Source organism: Marinobacter adhaerens HP15, assembly GCF_000166295.1.
Classification (GTDB): Bacteria; Pseudomonadota; Gammaproteobacteria; order Pseudomonadales; family Oleiphilaceae; genus Marinobacter; species Marinobacter adhaerens.
Window position 1 is genome coordinate 587,672 of sequence record NC_017506.1, and the last position, 15,718, is coordinate 603,389.

Annotated in this window: 13 protein-coding genes; 11 read left to right on the plus strand and 2 right to left on the minus strand. The window is 59.0% G+C overall.

What is annotated here, in order from left to right; genetic code table 11:
- The 5 genes from HP15_RS02835 (at position 1) to lpxC (ending at position 5,459) form a co-directional block, all read left to right on the plus strand.
- Positions 1–972: a D-alanine--D-alanine ligase gene (locus HP15_RS02835; RefSeq protein ID WP_014576105.1), complete on the plus strand. Its 972-nt coding sequence runs from the start codon at positions 1–3 to the stop codon at positions 970–972.
- Positions 965–1,804 carry a cell division protein FtsQ/DivIB gene (locus HP15_RS02840; protein WP_008176507.1) on the plus strand — a complete coding sequence of 280 codons (840 nt, stop codon included), beginning with the start codon at positions 965–967 and terminating at the stop codon, positions 1,802–1,804. Before HP15_RS02835 ends, HP15_RS02840 begins: the two co-directional genes overlap by 8 nt.
- Positions 1,805–1,840: 36 nt before the next feature.
- Positions 1,841–3,076: a cell division protein FtsA gene (gene ftsA, locus HP15_RS02845; RefSeq protein WP_008176504.1), complete on the plus strand. Its 1,236-nt coding sequence runs from the start codon at positions 1,841–1,843 to the stop codon at positions 3,074–3,076.
- A 98-nt stretch (positions 3,077–3,174) separates the two neighbouring features.
- On the plus strand, positions 3,175–4,332 hold the full coding sequence (ftsZ, locus tag HP15_RS02850) for a cell division protein FtsZ (protein WP_008176500.1): 1,158 nt from the start codon (positions 3,175–3,177) through the stop codon (positions 4,330–4,332).
- 212 nt (positions 4,333–4,544) lie between these two features.
- A complete protein-coding gene (gene lpxC, locus HP15_RS02855) occupies positions 4,545–5,459 on the plus strand; it encodes a UDP-3-O-acyl-N-acetylglucosamine deacetylase (RefSeq protein WP_008176497.1) in 915 nt (304 codons plus the stop codon).
- An 11-nt stretch (positions 5,460–5,470) separates the two neighbouring features.
- Here the strand turns inward: lpxC and HP15_RS02860 are convergent, their stop codons facing one another.
- Positions 5,471–5,917, minus strand: coding sequence for a DUF721 domain-containing protein (locus HP15_RS02860; protein WP_014576109.1), 447 nt, complete (start codon positions 5,915–5,917; stop codon positions 5,471–5,473).
- Between the two features lie 215 nt (positions 5,918–6,132).
- Between HP15_RS02860 and HP15_RS02865 the strand changes: the two genes are divergently transcribed.
- The 6 genes from HP15_RS02865 to ribA all read left to right on the plus strand — a co-directional run bounded on the left by HP15_RS02865 (position 6,133) and on the right by ribA (position 13,647).
- Positions 6,133–7,086 (plus strand): M23 family metallopeptidase, encoded by a 954-nt coding sequence (locus HP15_RS02865; RefSeq protein WP_014576111.1) that lies wholly within the window; start codon positions 6,133–6,135, stop codon positions 7,084–7,086.
- Between the two features lie 184 nt (positions 7,087–7,270).
- On the plus strand, positions 7,271–10,009 hold the full coding sequence (gene secA, locus HP15_RS02870) for a preprotein translocase subunit SecA (protein ID WP_008176491.1): 2,739 nt from the start codon (positions 7,271–7,273) through the stop codon (positions 10,007–10,009).
- 127 nt (positions 10,010–10,136) lie between these two features.
- The gene (argJ, locus tag HP15_RS02875) at positions 10,137–11,354 is read left to right on the plus strand and encodes a bifunctional glutamate N-acetyltransferase/amino-acid acetyltransferase ArgJ (RefSeq protein WP_014576112.1); all 1,218 of its coding nucleotides are present in this window, start codon (positions 10,137–10,139) and stop codon (positions 11,352–11,354) included.
- 2 nt (positions 11,355–11,356) lie between these two features.
- Positions 11,357–12,328: a Nudix family hydrolase gene (locus HP15_RS02880; protein ID WP_014576113.1), complete on the plus strand. Its 972-nt coding sequence runs from the start codon at positions 11,357–11,359 to the stop codon at positions 12,326–12,328.
- An 87-nt stretch (positions 12,329–12,415) separates the two neighbouring features.
- Complete coding sequence (gene moaC, locus HP15_RS02885; protein ID WP_008176486.1) at positions 12,416–12,898, plus strand: cyclic pyranopterin monophosphate synthase MoaC; 483 nt, start codon at positions 12,416–12,418, stop codon at positions 12,896–12,898.
- 134 nt (positions 12,899–13,032) lie between these two features.
- Positions 13,033–13,647, plus strand: coding sequence for a GTP cyclohydrolase II (ribA, locus tag HP15_RS02890; RefSeq protein ID WP_008176485.1), 615 nt, complete (start codon positions 13,033–13,035; stop codon positions 13,645–13,647).
- 74 nt (positions 13,648–13,721) lie between these two features.
- On the opposite strand, the gene dxs is transcribed toward ribA, so the two are convergent.
- Positions 13,722–15,653, minus strand: a complete 1,932-nt coding sequence (gene dxs, locus HP15_RS02895) for a 1-deoxy-D-xylulose-5-phosphate synthase (RefSeq protein WP_014576114.1) — start codon at positions 15,651–15,653, stop codon at positions 13,722–13,724.
- Between the last annotated feature and the right edge of the window lie 65 nt (positions 15,654–15,718).

The window sequence follows — 15,718 nt, forward strand, 5'->3', positions numbered from 1 at the left end:
ATGCATCATGGGGAACCACAGGCTTATCAGGCCGACCCGGAGCTCGTTCGGTCGCTCGGTCGGGTGGCCGTGTTCATGGGTGGAGATTCCGCTGAACGGGAGGTGTCCCTGAAAAGTGGCAAGGCGGTACTGGCGGCGCTGGTGTCAGCCGGCGTGGATGCGTTTGCCGTGGACGTCCGCGGTTGCCTGCTGAGAACCGTCGACAACCCTGATTTTGACCGGGTGTTCATTGCGCTGCACGGTCGTGGAGGCGAGGACGGTACCTTGCAGGCCATCCTCTCGCAGGCCGGTATTCCCTACACCGGCAGCGATGTGCTGGCCTCGGCACTGGCCATGGACAAGCTGAGAACCAAGTACGTGTTCGAAGGCTGTGGCCTGCCAACGCCGAAGTTCCGCACCATGTCCGGAGCAGATCAGGCCGAACAGATCATTGATGAACTGCGGGCGCCCTTGAGTGTGAAACCTTCCCGGGAAGGCTCCAGCATCGGCATCCGCAAGGTACACACGGCGGCCGAACTGGCTCACGCCTACGAAGCCGCCGCCGCGCTGGACAACCTGGTGCTGGTGGAGGAGTGGATCGAAGGGCCGGAATTCACCGTCAGCCTGTTGCAGGATCGGGCACTTCCGGCCATTGGCCTGAGCGCAAGCACCGAGCACGTTTTTTACGATTACGAGGCCAAGTACCTGGCAGACGATACCCGGTATCGCATTCCCTGTGGTCTGGCGCCTGAAGACGAAGTCCGTCTTCAGCATCTGGCACTGGAGGCCTTCCGGGTTGTTGGCTGTCGGACCTGGGGCCGGGTCGACATCATGCAGGACAGCGACGGCAAGTTCTGGCTGCTGGAGGTCAATACCGTGCCCGGTATGACCGACCACAGTCTTGTGCCCATGGCTGCGAAGGCCGCAGGTATCAGCTTCGAAGAGCTGGTGGTCCGGATACTGAAAGACAGTCTGGAGGACGCCAATGCTTGAAACACTGCTGATCCGGAGCCGGGCGACTCCGTCCGAGCCCCCGCGACGCCGGGGGGCAACGTCCCTCGGTCCCGAGCGGGACCGGTTTGGCGTGTTGAAGGGTGTGCTGGCAGCTGTACCCTGGCTCCAGGTGGGCATGGGCGCGGTGATTGTGCTGTTGGCTGCACTGGTGCCCTGGGGCACTGGCAAGGTGTTGGGTGCTATGGATCAGCAGATCCTTGCCGTCGATGTGAAAGGAGAATTTGTGGGCGATAGCCGGGTCGCCATTGAGCGCGCCGCTGGCGACTGGATTGGCAAGAGCTATTTCGCCACGGATCTTTCGGAAATCAAAGACAGCCTGGAGCGTCGGCCCTGGGTTGAGTCCGCGGCGGTGCGTCGGGTATGGCCGGATCGCCTGGTGATCGATATCAGGGAGAAGAAACCCCTGGCTTACTGGACCGATGGACGTCTCGTAAGCCGCACCGGTGAGCTGTTCGCGCCGGCGAATCCCGAAGTTGCGGGTCGGTTGCCACGACTCGCAGGGCCGGATGAAAGGGTGCGGGATGTGATCGATATGGCGCGGGACATGAGCGACAAGCTGGTCGCCCGGGGGCTTGGATTTTCAGGCCTGACGCTGGAACACCGGGGTGCGTGGACCCTGCAGCTGGCCAACGGCATTGAGGTGGTGCTTGGCCGCGATCAGGTGGCGCAACGGTTTGATCGGTTTATCACGGTTTATGAAAACCGACTGGCAGCAAGGTCGGACGAAGTCAGTCGGGTAGATGCCCGCTACACCAACGGTGTGGCGGTCAAGTGGAAGGCTGTCGAGACAGCCTCCAGCCCAAAATCATAGCAACGCTTAATTCAGACCTACGGTTTGGTGGAACACATGTCATCGGTTGAAACGGAAAACATGATTGTCGGCCTCGATATCGGAACCTCGAAGGTGGTTGCGATTGTCGGCAAGCGCAAGATGGACGGCACCATCGAAGTGGTGGGCATTGGTTCCCATCCTTCCCGGGGCCTCAAGCGTGGAGTGGTGGTGAATATTGAAACCACCGTCCAGGCAATTCAGCGCGCGGTGGAAGAGGCGGAATTGATGGCCGGGTGCCGCATTCACTCGGTGTATGCGGGTATTGCCGGCAGCCACATCAAGAGCCTGAATTCCCACGGCATTGTTGCAATCCGTGACCGTGAGGTCACCCAGGCCGACATCGACCGGGTCATTGACGCCGCCCAGGCGGTTGCGATTCCTGCAGACCAGAAGATTCTCCATATTCTGCCCCAGGAGTTCGTGATCGACAGCCAGGAAGGCATCAAGGAACCCATGGGCATGTCCGGTGTGCGCCTGGAAGCAAAGGTTCATCTGGTGACCTGCGCGGTCAATGCCGCCCAGAACATAGAGAAATGCGTGAAGCGCTGCGGGCTTGAAGTGGATGACATCATCCTGGAGCAGCTGGCATCCAGCCACGCCATTCTCACCGAGGATGAGAAAGAGCTGGGTGTCTGCGTGGTGGATATCGGGGGTGGCACCACGGATATCGCCGTGTTTACCGGCGGTGCTATCAGACACACGGCGGTGATTCCGATCGCCGGCGACCAGGTGACCAACGACATTGCCATGGCGCTGCGCACACCGACCCAGAATGCCGAAGAAATCAAGATCAAGTATGCCTGTGCACTGACCCAGCTGGCCGGTGCGGATGAAACCATCAAGGTGCCCAGTGTTGGCGATCGCGCGCCACGGGACCTTTCCAGGCAGGCCCTGGCCGAGGTGGTGGAACCGCGCTACGAGGAGCTGTTCACCCTGGTTCAGTCAGAGTTGCGCCGGTCCGGATTTGAAGACCTCATTCCGGCAGGCATCGTGATAACCGGCGGTTCCTCCACCATGGAAGGCGTGGTGGAACTGGCCGAAGAGATCTTCCACATGCCGGTAAGGCTGGCCTGTCCGCAGGCGGTTTCCGGCATGACGGAGGTAGTCAACAATCCGATCTACGCCACTGGCGTTGGGTTGTTGATTCATGGTTTCCGCCAGATGGATCTGGGGCGGGCACCGGTGCTCAAGGGTGAAGATGCACCCTCGCTGTTTGAGCGCATGAAAGCCTGGTTTACCGGTCATTTCTGACGGGGCCGGGCGGGTAGTACACGAAGGTATCTCGAAAACACAATCTCGAACAAACAGCCCGGAACAAGGGCTGAAAACAGCACGAAGGAGTAGGGGAAATGTTTGAACTCGTCGATAATGTCCAGCAAAACGCTGTCATTAAAGTCGTCGGTGTAGGCGGTGGTGGCGGCAACGCCGTTCGCCATATGCTTAACAGCGACATCGAAGGTGTGGAATTCATCTGCGCCAACACGGACGCCCAGGCGCTGACCGATATGGACGCGCGTCAGATCATCCAGCTCGGTGGCAACATCACCAAGGGGCTGGGTGCCGGCGCCAATCCAGAAGTCGGTCGACAGTCTGCCCTGGAAGACCGCGATCGTATCGCCGAAGCCATCAAGGGCGCGGATATGGTCTTCATTACCGCGGGCATGGGCGGTGGTACCGGTACCGGTGCCGCGCCGATCGTAGCGGAAGTAGCCCGCGAACTGGGCATCCTGACCGTTGCCGTGGTAACCAAGCCTTTCATGTTCGAAGGCGGCAAGCGCATGAGCGTTGCTGAATCCGGTCTGAAAGAGCTGGAAGAAAGCGTCGACTCCCTGATTACCATTCCCAATGAAAAGCTGCTGGCGGTCATGGGCAAGAAAACCAGCCTGCTGGACGCATTTGCCGCAGCTAACGATGTGCTTCTGGGCGCAGTTCAGGGCATCGCTGATCTGATTACCCGCAACGGTATGATCAACGTCGACTTCGCCGACGTGAAGACGGTCATGTCCGAAATGGGTATGGCGATGATGGGCACCGCCCGTGCCACGGGTGAAAATCGTGCGCGGGAAGCCGCCGAAGCGGCCGTTCGCAGCCCGCTGCTCGAAGACATCAACCTGCAGGGTGCCAAGGGTATTCTGGTCAACATTACCGCGGGCATGGATCTCAACCTGGGCGAATTCTCCGAGGTTGGCGACATTGTGCGTGAGTTTGCTTCTGACTCTGCCACCGTTGTTGTCGGTACCGTTATTGATCCGGAAATGACCGACGAACTGAAGGTAACGGTTGTTGCGACCGGCCTGGGTGGTGATCGTGAGAAGCCGACCAAGGTGGTGGACAATACCCGCACTCTGGATGGAAAAACCGATTACAACCAGCTGGATCGTCCCGCTGTTCTGCGTCGCCGGGCCGTTTCCCATGGAAACGTGGCTATCGACCAGAGCAAGGATAGCGAGGAGCAGGGTGTCGACTATCTCGATATTCCCGCATTCCTCCGTCGCCAGGCTGACTGATAATCTGGTGCAATTGTGATCCGGTTGTGGTTCTTGTGCGAAACATGGAACCCGGTATCCGGTAAATACGTGCACTGATTGCCATGAGTTGGATGCTGGATGAACATTCAGCAACAACGGATTGGTTAAATGGTATTCAGTCTTATTTTCTGATATTCTCCGGGCAGATTTTTGCCTAGAATATCGCCTTTTTGTGACGGAATTATGTACCGATGATCAGACAACGGACACTTAAAAACACCATCCGTGCCACCGGTGTTGGCTTGCACTCGGGTGAGAAGGTCTACCTGACCCTCAAGCCTGCCCCGGTGGACTCCGGTATCATCTTCCGCCGTACCGATCTTGACCCGATGGTTGAGATTCGTGCCTGCGCGGAGAATGTAGGTGAGACCATGCTGTCCACGACGCTGGTAAAAAACGGTGTCCGTGTGGCGACTGTGGAGCATTTGCTCTCGGCCATGGCTGGTCTCGGGATTGATAACTGTTTCGTCGAACTAAGTGCCGCGGAAGTGCCCATCATGGACGGCTCTGCCGGTCCTTTTGTGTTCCTTCTGCAGTCCGCCGGCATTGCCGAGCAGGATGCAGCCAAGCGTTTCATCCGCATCAAGCGTGAGGTAACGGTTGAGGAAGGCGACAAGAAGGCCACCCTGCTGCCTTTCGAAGGCTTCAAGGTGAGCTTCGGTATCGACTTTGATCACCCCGTGTTCAAGGGCCGCGCCCAGACAGCAACCGTCGATTTTTCCAGCACCTCCTTTGTCAAGGAAGTGAGTCGCGCGCGGACTTTCGGGTTCATGCGTGACATCGAAAAATTGCGTGCCATGAACCTTGCTCTCGGCGGCAGTGTGGACAACGCCATCGTTGTTGATGACTACAAGATCCTCAACGAAGACGGTCTGCGCTATGACGACGAATTTGTGAAGCACAAGCTGCTTGATGCCATCGGCGATCTCTATCAGTTGGGCAACAGCCTGATTGGTGAGTTCCGGGGGATCAAATCCGGCCACGATCTGAACAATAAGCTGTTGCGCAAGCTCAGGGCAGAAGAGGATGCCTGGGAAGTGGTTACCTTTGATGACGAGGCCACTGCCCCGATTTCCTATATGAAGCCTGTGCTGGCGGCGGGCTGAAGCAGGACGCTTTAATCCCGGACGTGGCTAGCGAGTTTTTCGAGAACCTCGCGTAATGCTTTATCCTTCGTGTGCCCGGCCTCCTCTTTGAGGAGCCGGGCATTTTCTTTGCTCAAGGGTTCTTTTTTGAACACCGGTTTTTCCCGAAATCTGGGCGGTGCAACCTTGACCTTCAGTTTCCAGACGAACCGGAACAGTTCGTTCTCTCGCAGCTTTTCCATGATTTCGTGCTGGCGGAACCGGATCTGACTGGCTTTACCCGCGGTTTCCGTGGTCAGGACCAGCTCTCCGTCTTTGCAGCTGACAAAGCGTGTCCCGTTGACCAGCTCACTCGGCAGGGCGGCCAGGACTTCTCCTTCCGCATGTCGATGGAGCTCGGCCTTTGCCACAAGATCCTTCAGTACCGGGGTTCTGCCAAGCTTGTCGAAGGTCATTTTTTGCTCGCTTTTGCGTTTCATGGCGGCGTTTTTACTCGACGGCTGCGTTTACGATTGGTTACACTTCGGCACGGTTTATGCGTAGTGCCTGTATTACACTCGTTTTACATTGTGAGAAATGAGTATGTCTACCGGGCGCTGCAATTTTTTCAGTATGTAGCTGTTGCCAAAGGATGGCAGACCCCCTTCGGATTTTTCCGGGGCGCAACACTACAGGATGCGGTTGCGGCTCAACGATGAAACCAGATGATGATATGAACATTATTCTCGTTGGCAAACGCCACGGAAAGTCCCGTGTGCTGTCGATTAACAGCACGCTTGCTGCCGGCTTGCTGTTCCTCGTACTCTCCCTGCTGGTCGCGGCCGGCTGGGCAGGGTATCAAATGGCTGTGCAGCAGGTAGAGGCCAGAGAGCCCACCAACTCCGAGCTGGTCGCCGAGTGGAAGCAGAAGCTGGCAGACCAGAAGGCAGAACTGGCCAGTATCGAGGAGAACGTCCAGCAACAGGTGGATGCGCTGACTCTTCGTCTCGGCGAGATCCAGGGCCGTCTCCTGCGGCTGGATGCGCTGGGCCAGCGGTTTGTGGAATCCGGCCTGGTGGCCAGTGACGAATTCAACTTCGATCAGCCGGCTGCAGTCGGCGGGCCAGAAGATGCCTTGTCCGGGGATTCATTCTCCGCACCTGAGCTGACCCGGATGATTGAGGAAATGGAATGGCGAATCGAAGACCGCGAGCAGCAACTGCGGTTGCTCGATCAGCTGGCCTCCAGCAAGCGGCTCGAAGATGAGCTGTACCTGGAAGGCCGCCCGATCACCTGGGGCTGGCTGTCTTCGAAGTACGGTTACCGGTCCGATCCGTTTACCGGCAAGCGGACCTGGCATGCCGGTGTTGATCTGGCCGGCAAGGATGGCAGCGACATTATTTCGGTCGCCGGCGGTGTCGTTACCTATGCCGGAGAGCGCTATGGCTACGGTAACCTCGTGGAAGTCGACCATGGTGATGGTCTGATAACCCGCTATGCCCACTGCAAGACTATCAAGGTGAAGGTGGGCGATGTTGTCCAGAAAGGCCAGGTAGTCGCGCTGATGGGCAGCACAGGGCGTTCCACCGGGCCTCACGTGCACTTTGAAGTCATCCGGAATGGCAAGTCTGAAAACCCGGAAACCTATATCAAGCGGGCGAGCCGCTAATCCGGTTCCGGTCCGCAAGCCGTTGTCAGCACTTTCCCGCCAGTCGGCCTCCGGCCAGTTTTTATCCGTGAATCCGGTGCCTCATCAGCGACTTATTGCGCCTGTGTGAGACCTACCTTTTGTCCTGTTACAAAATAAGGTTAGAATGCCGGCTTCCTCCGTTTAATCAAAGAAGCAGTGGTCTATGTTCACAAAGCTTGCAACCAAGATGTTCGGCAGTAAAAACGCCAGAGAAATCAAGAGAATGCGCAAGACTGTCATGCGCATTAACGAGCTTGAAGAGCAATATGGCAATCTGTCCGACTCCGAGTTGCAGGGCAAGACCGCGGAGTTCCGTCGTCGGATCGACGAAGGCGAATCCCTGGATGCGCTTCTTGCGGAAGCCTTCGCAACCGTGCGTGAAGCGGGCCGCCGGGTTATGGGCATGCGTCATTACGACGTCCAGCTGATCGGTGGTATCACCCTGCACGAAGGCCGAATCGCGGAAATGAAGACCGGTGAGGGCAAGACGCTGGTTGCTACCGCTTCCGTGTACCTCAACGCGTTGTCCGGCAAGGGTGTCCACGTGGTTACCGTGAACGATTACCTGGCCCGTCGTGATGCCGACTGGATGGGCAAGCTCTATCGGTTCCTGGGCATGCAGGTGGGTGTCGTGGCCTCGGGCCAGCCAGCGGAGGAAAAGCGGGCAGCCTACCAGGCCGATATTACCTACGGTACCAACAACGAATTCGGCTTCGACTACCTGCGCGACAACATGGCGTTCAGTACCGAAGACAAGGTCCAGCGCGGGCTGAACTATGCGATCGTGGACGAGGTGGACTCTATCCTGATCGACGAAGCCAGAACGCCGCTGATTATCTCCGGGGCAGCCGAGGACAGTTCAAAGCTGTACCAGGCCATCAATGAACTGATCCCCAACCTCGAGAAGGGCGAGGTGCCTGAGGAAGGAGAGCCGACCGGTGATTTCACCATCGATGAGAAATCCCGCCAGGTCGAGCTGACAGAAAGCGGTCACGAGAAGGTTGAAGAGCTGCTGCTTGAGCGTGGCCTTCTGAAGGAAGGTGAGAGTCTCTATTCCGCCGCCAACCTCAGCCTGTTGCACCATGTGCACTCAGCATTGCGGGCCCACCACCTGTTCCAGAAAGACGTGGATTATATCGTCCAGGGCGGCCAGGTGGTCATCGTCGACGAGCATACCGGTCGTACCATGCCGGGTCGTCGCTGGAGTGAAGGTCTGCACCAGGCCGTTGAGGCCAAAGAGGGCGTCAAGATTCAGGCCGAAAGCCAGACGCTGGCATCCACCACCTTCCAGAATTATTTCCGGCTGTACGACAAGCTGGCCGGCATGACCGGTACGGCAGATACCGAAGCCTTCGAGTTTCGCCAGATCTACGGCCTCGATGTGGTGGTCATTCCTCCCAACAAGCCGATCCAGCGGACCGATTACAACGACTTGGTCTACCTGACCCAGGAAGAGAAATTCCACGCCATTATTGACGAGATCAAGGATGTCACTGCCGAAGGACGTCCGATCCTCGTCGGTACCGCCTCCATCGAGGCCTCCGAACTGCTCTCCATGCTGCTCAAGAAGGCGCGGATCGAACACAAGATCCTGAACGCCAAGCAGCACGAATCCGAAGCCCATATCATTGCCCAGGCGGGCCGCCCCGGGGCGGTCACCATCGCCACCAACATGGCCGGCCGTGGTACTGATATCGTGCTGGGCGGTAACTGGGAACACGAAGTTGCCGCCATGGACAATCCCTCCGAAGAGGAAATTGCCCGGGCCAAGGCCGAGTGGACCGAGCGTCACAATCAGGTGCTAGAGGCCGGCGGTCTGCACATCATTGGTACCGAGCGTCACGAATCCCGTCGAATTGACAACCAGCTTCGCGGTCGTGCCGGGCGTCAGGGTGATCCTGGCTCCTCAAGGTTCTTCCTGTCTCTGGAAGACAATCTCATGCGCATCTTTGCCCCCGACCGGGTCAAGAGCCTGATGCAGGCTATGGGCATGAAGAAAGGGGAGGCCATCGAGCACCGGATGGTGACCAACGCGATCGAGAAATCCCAGCGCAAGGTGGAAGGTCGCAACTTCGACATGCGTAAGACCCTGCTGGAATACGATGACGTGGCCAACGACCAGCGCACGGTTATCTACGACCAGCGCAACGAAGTCATGTCTTCCGACGACATTTCGGACATGGTGACGACCATTCGGGAAGACGTTGTCGACTCGCTGATCAGTGAATACATTCCGCCCCAGAGTATGCCGGAACAATGGGACGTCGCCGGGCTGGAAGCACAGCTCCAGTCGGAGATGGCGATTGATCTGCCGGTTCAGAAGTGGCTGGAAGAAGACAACAAGCTGTACGAAGAAAACCTGCGCCAGAAGATTCTCGACGAGATCGTGGCTGCCTACCAGGCCAAGGAAGAGATTGCCGGTTCCGAGGCCATGCGCAAGTTCGAGAAGCAGGTGTTCCTGCAGGTGCTCGATACCCTCTGGAAAGAGCATCTTTCCAACATGGACCATCTGCGCCGTGGTATCCATCTGCGGGGTTATGCCCAGAAGAACCCCAAGCAGGAGTACAAACGCGAGGCGTTCAACCTGTTTGAAACCATGCTTGATACCATGAAGCGGGATGTTACCCGGGTACTCTGCCACGTGCGTGTCCAGAGCCGTGAAGAGATGGAAGAAGTCGAGCGCCGTCGCAAACAGGAGCTGGAAGAAGAGCTTGCAAAGGCCCGTCTGCGCCATGACGAAACCAGCGCCACGGCCCAGAGCCAGGGTGAGGGTGAGGCTGACGAAGCCCGGCAGTCGACTCCGGAAACCTTCGTTCGACAGGAGCGCAAGGTGGGTCGAAACGAACCCTGCCCCTGCGGGTCCGGCAAGAAGTACAAGCAGTGTCATGGCAAGGTCAGCTGATTCAGAGCACTGACTGCACCATCGGAACCCGCACTCTGCCAGCCACAACTGGTGGGATGCGGGTTTTTTCGTTTTCAGCGGGTCGTGTGTTACCTCGAACGCACCCCCAGACAAGAGGAGTGGCAGAATGGCGGTAGGTCCGGGAACCTTACCTGAGTTTTATCCGGTAGCCGGAATCAAGGTCGGCATAGCCAGTGCCGGTATAAAGAAGCCGGGACGTAAGGACGTGGTTGTTTTCGAGCTGGCCCCGGAAAGCCGGGTTGCCGGTATCTTCACGAAAAACCAGTTCTGTGCAGCACCGGTTACCCTCAGCCGCCGGCATCTGGCCGAGACCTCGCCCCGGTACCTCTTGATCAACACGGGCAATGCCAACGCCGGTACTGGTGAGCAAGGTATGCGGGATGCTATGGCCTGTTGCCAGGCCCTGGCAAAGCAGGCGGGCGTCACGGAAGCCGAAATTCTGCCGTTTTCCACGGGGGTGATTGGCGAGCCGTTGCCGGTCCAGAAGATCGTTGGCGCGCTTCCGGAGGCTTTGGCGAACACTGCCGAGAATCGCTGGACTGAAGCTGCCAGTGGTATCATGACCACGGACACCCGCCCCAAGGGCGCTTCCTGTCAGGTTGGGCTGGATGGTCACACGGTAACCATCTCGGGCATCAGCAAGGGTGCGGGCATGATTCGTCCCAACATGGCGACGATGCTCGGTTTTATTGCCACCGATGCCCGGATTGCGCCGGAACTGTTGCAGACACTTGCCTCGGAATTGGGGGAGAAGTCCTTCAACCGCATCACTATCGATGGCGACACCTCTACCAATGACGCCTGCATGCTGATGGCCAGCGGCCAGTATTCCGGCCCAGAGATTACGGCCTCCAGCGCGGCGCTGCCGAAGCTGCGGGAGGCCTTGCAGGCAATCTATCTGGAACTGGCCCACGCCATTGTCCGCGACGGCGAAGGAGCAACCAAGTTTGTCACCATCGACGTCAGCGGAGCGGCCGGTCAGCAGGAGGCTCTGGACGTTGCCTATACCGTGGCGCATTCGCCGTTGGTCAAGACCGCACTGTTCGCCTCGGACCCCAATTGGGGCCGGATTCTGGCGGCGGTTGGTCGCGCCGGTGTCGAAGGACTGGACCTCAATGCCCTTGAAATCTATCTGGGCGATGTCTGCCTGGTCCGCAACGGTGGCCGGGCCGAGGATTACTCGGAAGCCCGCGGGCAGGCCGTGATGGACCGGGAAGAGATCACCATTGCCATCGACCTCAAGCGGGGTGATGTTCGGGAAACCGTGTGGACCTGTGATTTCTCCCACGATTACGTGACTATCAACGCCGAGTATCGTACCTGAGCATGTCTGCCAGAGAGACGCCGGTCAAAGAGGTTCACGTTGCTGTGGCGGTCATCGTCCGTGATGGCCGGGTGCTGATCGCCCGACGGCCAGACCACGTCCACCAGGGGGGCTTACTGGAGTTTCCCGGTGGCAAGGTGGAGCCTGGCGAGACGGTTCAGGCGGCGCTTGTGCGCGAAATTGCCGAGGAAACCGGTCTTCACGTGCCGGCGGGTTCCCTGGAGCCTGTTATCGGTATTCGGCACGATTATGGCGACAAGCGGGTTTTCCTGGACGTCTGGGAAACCAGCGCTGCCGAGGGCGAAGCAAGGGGATGTGAGGGGCAGCCCGTGGAATGGCTGACCCCGGAGCAGCTTCGGGATGAGGATTTCCCCGCCGCCAACCGGCCGATCATTCGCGCTCTGCGTCTACCCCGGCAGTTGGCAATCACCGGTTCCGAGAATGGCCTGGAGCCAGCCCTTGCGCACCTTCAGGAGGGGCTGAGCGCCGCTCGACCACCGCTGGTACTGCTCCGGGCTCCGGCGTTGAGTCCGCTGGCCTATCGGGAGTTGGCGGCGAACGCGTTGCCGGTTTGTGAAAAGACCGGAGCTACACTGATTGTGCACGGTGGACCGGAGGTATTCCGCGCCATACCCGGCGCCCATGGGCTGCACCTGCCCTGGCGCGAGGCGGCCAAGCTCTCGGCGAGACCGGTTCCGGAAGATGTCTGGCTGGGGGTTTCCTGCCATGACAGGCAGGAGATCGATCATGCGACGGCTATCGGAGCGGACTACGTGACCCTGGGGCCAGTCCAGCCGACAGAAAGCCATCCGGGTGCGCCGACCCTGGGATGGTCGGTCTTTGCCGACCTGGTGTCGGAAGCGGTGCTTCCGGTATTTGCCCTGGGCGGTTTGTCGCCCGGCGATCTCCGCGAGGCTCGCCAGCGGGGCGGTCAGGGCATCGCCGGTATCCGCTTCTGGTGGCCGCAAAGCTGACACTTGTCAGCGACGCCGTGGCCATGTCTGTTATGCTGTCGTTCCTGCATTTTTCACCATCTTGCACAACCGATTCCGGGAGAGACCGTGAGTAAACTGACCCATCTCGACGACAAGGGCGAAGCCCGCATGGTGGACGTGACCGACAAGGCGGCCACCGAACGCGAGGCCCGCGCTGAAGCTACCATCCGCATGGCGCCGGAAACCCTGAACATGATTATTGAGGGTGAGCATCCCAAAGGGGATGTCCTGGCTGTTGCCCGCATCGCCGGTATCATGGCCGCAAAGAAAACCCATGATCTGATTCCCTTGTGTCATGCGCTGAACCTGACGTCTGTGAAAGTTGAACTGACTCCGGGCGACGACGGGGCATCTGTACATATTCTGACCCGCTGCAAACTTTCCGGCCAGACCGGTGTCGAGATGGAGGCGTTAACCGCGGCAAGCGTGGCGGCACTGACGCTGTACGACATGTGCAAGGCGGTCGATCGTGGCATGGAGATTGATTCCGTGCGTCTGCTGGAGAAGAAAGGCGGCCGCAGTGGCCACTGGGTCGCCGATAAAGCCTGATCTGGCGGACCGCCGCGCTCGTAAGTGTTGGTTACCAAGACCACTCCGGAGGAGCGACAGTGCCGAGACTACGCCAAGCGGGCGGGCCCGTGATAGAATGCGCGGCCCGATTGACTGAACCACGAGGAAACACTGTGGCTGTTCGTTACATCCAGACCTGCCGGTTGCCGACCCCGTTCGGGGTATTTGATATGCACGGCTTTGAAGAACCGGACACCGGAAAGGAACACGTTGCCCTGACTCTGGGCGACCTGGATAGCGACGAACCCATGCTGGCCCGCACGCATTCCGAATGTCTGACCGGCGACGCCCTCTATAGCATGCGGTGTGATTGCGGCTACCAGCTGGAAGAGGCGCTGCGCAGCATTGCCCGGGAAGGTCGGGGTATCCTCATGTATCTGCGTCAGGAGGGTCGGGGAATCGGCCTGTTGAACAAGATCCGCGCCTACCATCTGCAGGATCAGGGCGCTGATACGGTAGAGGCCAATGAGCGCTTGGGTTTCGCGGCCGATCTTCGTGACTACAGCATGTGCAAGGACATGCTGGAGCATCTCGGTATCAGGAGCCTGAGGCTGATGACCAATAATCCCCGCAAGGTCAAAGCGCTCTCCTCCTACGGCATCGACATTACGGAAAGGGTACCTCTGCACGTGGGCCGCAACCCCCACAATGAACACTACCTCGATACCAAGCAGAGCAAGCTCGGCCACTGGCTGGAGACCCATCAGGACGACGATCCCGAAATCTGAGCTGGATTTGTCGCCACATACGAAAAAGCCCGCGAACTCCGCGGGCTTTTTGCATTCTCAGGTTTGTGTTCCGTCTATTTAACGGCTTTCAGGTTCTGGTGGCGCAGGGTCTCGATCCGCGTGCGGATAGACGATTCAATACCTGCGGCGTCCAGACCACATTCGGCCAGCAGCTCGCCGTGCTTGCCGTGGTCCATAAAGGTATCGGGCAGGCCCAGCTGAAGTACCGGCATGGTAACCAGGCGGCTGTTCAGAAATTCGGTCACGGCGCTGCCTGCACCACCGGCAATGGCGTTTTCTTCCAGGGTCACCAGCAGTTCATGCTGCTCGGCCAGCTCCAGCACCAGTTCTTCATCCAGGGGTTTGACGAAACGCATGTCTGCGACCGTCGCGCCGATGGCTTCTGCGGCCTCCAGAGCAGGCGCCAGCAGGGTGCCAAAGTTGAGGATGGCAACACCTTTGCCGTTGCGAATCCGGCGGCCCTTGCCAATCTCAAGCGGCGTCAGTTCCTGCTGAATTTCGGCACCGGGGCCTGTGCCACGCGGGTAGCGCACCGATGCCGGTCCTTCGTAGAGCATGCCGGTCTGGAGCATCTGGCGGGTTTCGTTTTCGTCCGACGGTGTCATCACCACCATGTTCGGCACGCAGCGCAGGTAGCTGATGTCGAAAGCGCCAGCGTGGGTCGGGCCGTCTTCACCGACCAGGCCTGCGCGATCAATCGCGAACAGCACATCCAGGTTCTGGATAGCGACATCGTGAATCAGTTGATCGTAAGCCCGCTGCAGGAACGTCGAGTAGATGGCGACCACCGGCTTGGCGCCGTCACAGGCGAGCCCTGCGGCCAGCGTGACTGCGTGCTGTTCGGCGATGGCGACATCGAAGTAGCGTTCCGGGAAGCGCTGTGAGAATGCCAGCAGATCCGAGCCTTCACACATGGCCGGGGTGATGCCCACCACACGCTCATCCTGTTCGGCGGAATCGCACAGCCATTGCCCGAAGACGTTGGCATATTTGGGCTTCTTCGGTTTCGGCTTGACCGGTTCGGGTTTACTGGGTGGAACCGGCTCGATCTTGTTGATGGCGTGATAGCCGATCGGATCGGCTTCGGCCGGGGCAAAACCCTTGCCTTTGGTCGTTACCACATGCAGGAACTGCGGACCTTCAAGTTCACGGATGTTCTCCAGGGTTTCAACCAGCAGGGGCAGGTCGTGGCCATCGATCGGGCCGATGTAGTTGAACCCCAGTTCCTCGAACAGCGTGCCAGGGGCAATCATGCCCTTGAAGTGTTCCTCGGTCTTCTTGGCCAGCGCCATCAGGTGTGGCGCTCCCTGCAGAACCTTCTTGCTGCTATCGCGAACCTGATTGTAGGTGCGACTGGACAGCAGTTTGGCAAAGTAGTTGGACAGTCCGCCAACGTTCCGGGAAATCGACATGTCATTGTCGTTGAGGATCACCAGCATGTCGGCGTGCAGGTGACCGGCGTGGTTCAGTGCCTCGAACGCCATGCCGGCGGTCATGGCGCCGTCACCAATAACGGCAATGCTCTTTCGACCGGTCTGCTGCAGACGTGCTGCGATCGCCATGCCCAGCGCTGCGCTGATGGAAGTGCTGGAATGGCCGACGCCAAAGGTGTCGTACTCGCTTTCGGCCCGTTTCGGGAAGCCGGCCAGACCGCCTTTGCGGCGGATGCTTCCCATGGACTCTTTCCGTCCGGTCAGGATCTTGTGGGGGTAGGCCTGATGGCCGACGTCCCACACCAGGCGGTCGCTCGGCGTATCAAAGACGTAGTGAAGGGCGACGGTAAGCTCAAGCACGCCCAGGCCGGCCCCGAAATGACCGCCAGTCTGGCCCACTGACCATAACAGAAAGGCCCTGAGCTCCCGGGCCAGCCGGGTCAGCTGTTCCGGGGCCAGCTCTCTGAGCTGGGCCGGTTCGTCAATCCGGTCCAGAAGCGGCGTATTGGGCCGCTGTGACGGGATTTCCTTGAAAATATAAGTGTCCTGCATCTGCTCGGGTCTTTTCCGGTACGTTCAGTAACTGACTGGCATTATAAGGGAACAGGGGAAGCTGT

What these genes read in the sequence shown, in the direction of transcription:
- HP15_RS02835 (WP_014576105.1), top strand. Translation starts at nt 1, where the DNA reads ATGCATCATGGGGAACCACAGGCTTATCAGGCCGACCCGGAGCTCGTT.
- HP15_RS02840 (WP_008176507.1), top strand. Translation starts at nt 965, where the DNA reads ATGCTTGAAACACTGCTGATCCGGAGCCGGGCGACTCCGTCCGAGCCC.
- ftsA (WP_008176504.1), top strand. Translation starts at nt 1,841, where the DNA reads ATGTCATCGGTTGAAACGGAAAACATGATTGTCGGCCTCGATATCGGA.
- ftsZ (WP_008176500.1), top strand. Translation starts at nt 3,175, where the DNA reads ATGTTTGAACTCGTCGATAATGTCCAGCAAAACGCTGTCATTAAAGTC.
- lpxC (WP_008176497.1), top strand. Translation starts at nt 4,545, where the DNA reads ATGATCAGACAACGGACACTTAAAAACACCATCCGTGCCACCGGTGTT.
- HP15_RS02860 (WP_014576109.1), bottom strand. Translation starts at nt 5,917, where the DNA reads ATGAAACGCAAAAGCGAGCAAAAAATGACCTTCGACAAGCTTGGCAGA.
- HP15_RS02865 (WP_014576111.1), top strand. Translation starts at nt 6,133, where the DNA reads ATGAAACCAGATGATGATATGAACATTATTCTCGTTGGCAAACGCCAC.
- secA (WP_008176491.1), top strand. Translation starts at nt 7,271, where the DNA reads ATGTTCACAAAGCTTGCAACCAAGATGTTCGGCAGTAAAAACGCCAGA.
- argJ (WP_014576112.1), top strand. Translation starts at nt 10,137, where the DNA reads ATGGCGGTAGGTCCGGGAACCTTACCTGAGTTTTATCCGGTAGCCGGA.
- HP15_RS02880 (WP_014576113.1), top strand. Translation starts at nt 11,357, where the DNA reads ATGTCTGCCAGAGAGACGCCGGTCAAAGAGGTTCACGTTGCTGTGGCG.
- dxs (WP_014576114.1), bottom strand. Translation starts at nt 15,653, where the DNA reads ATGCAGGACACTTATATTTTCAAGGAAATCCCGTCACAGCGGCCCAAT.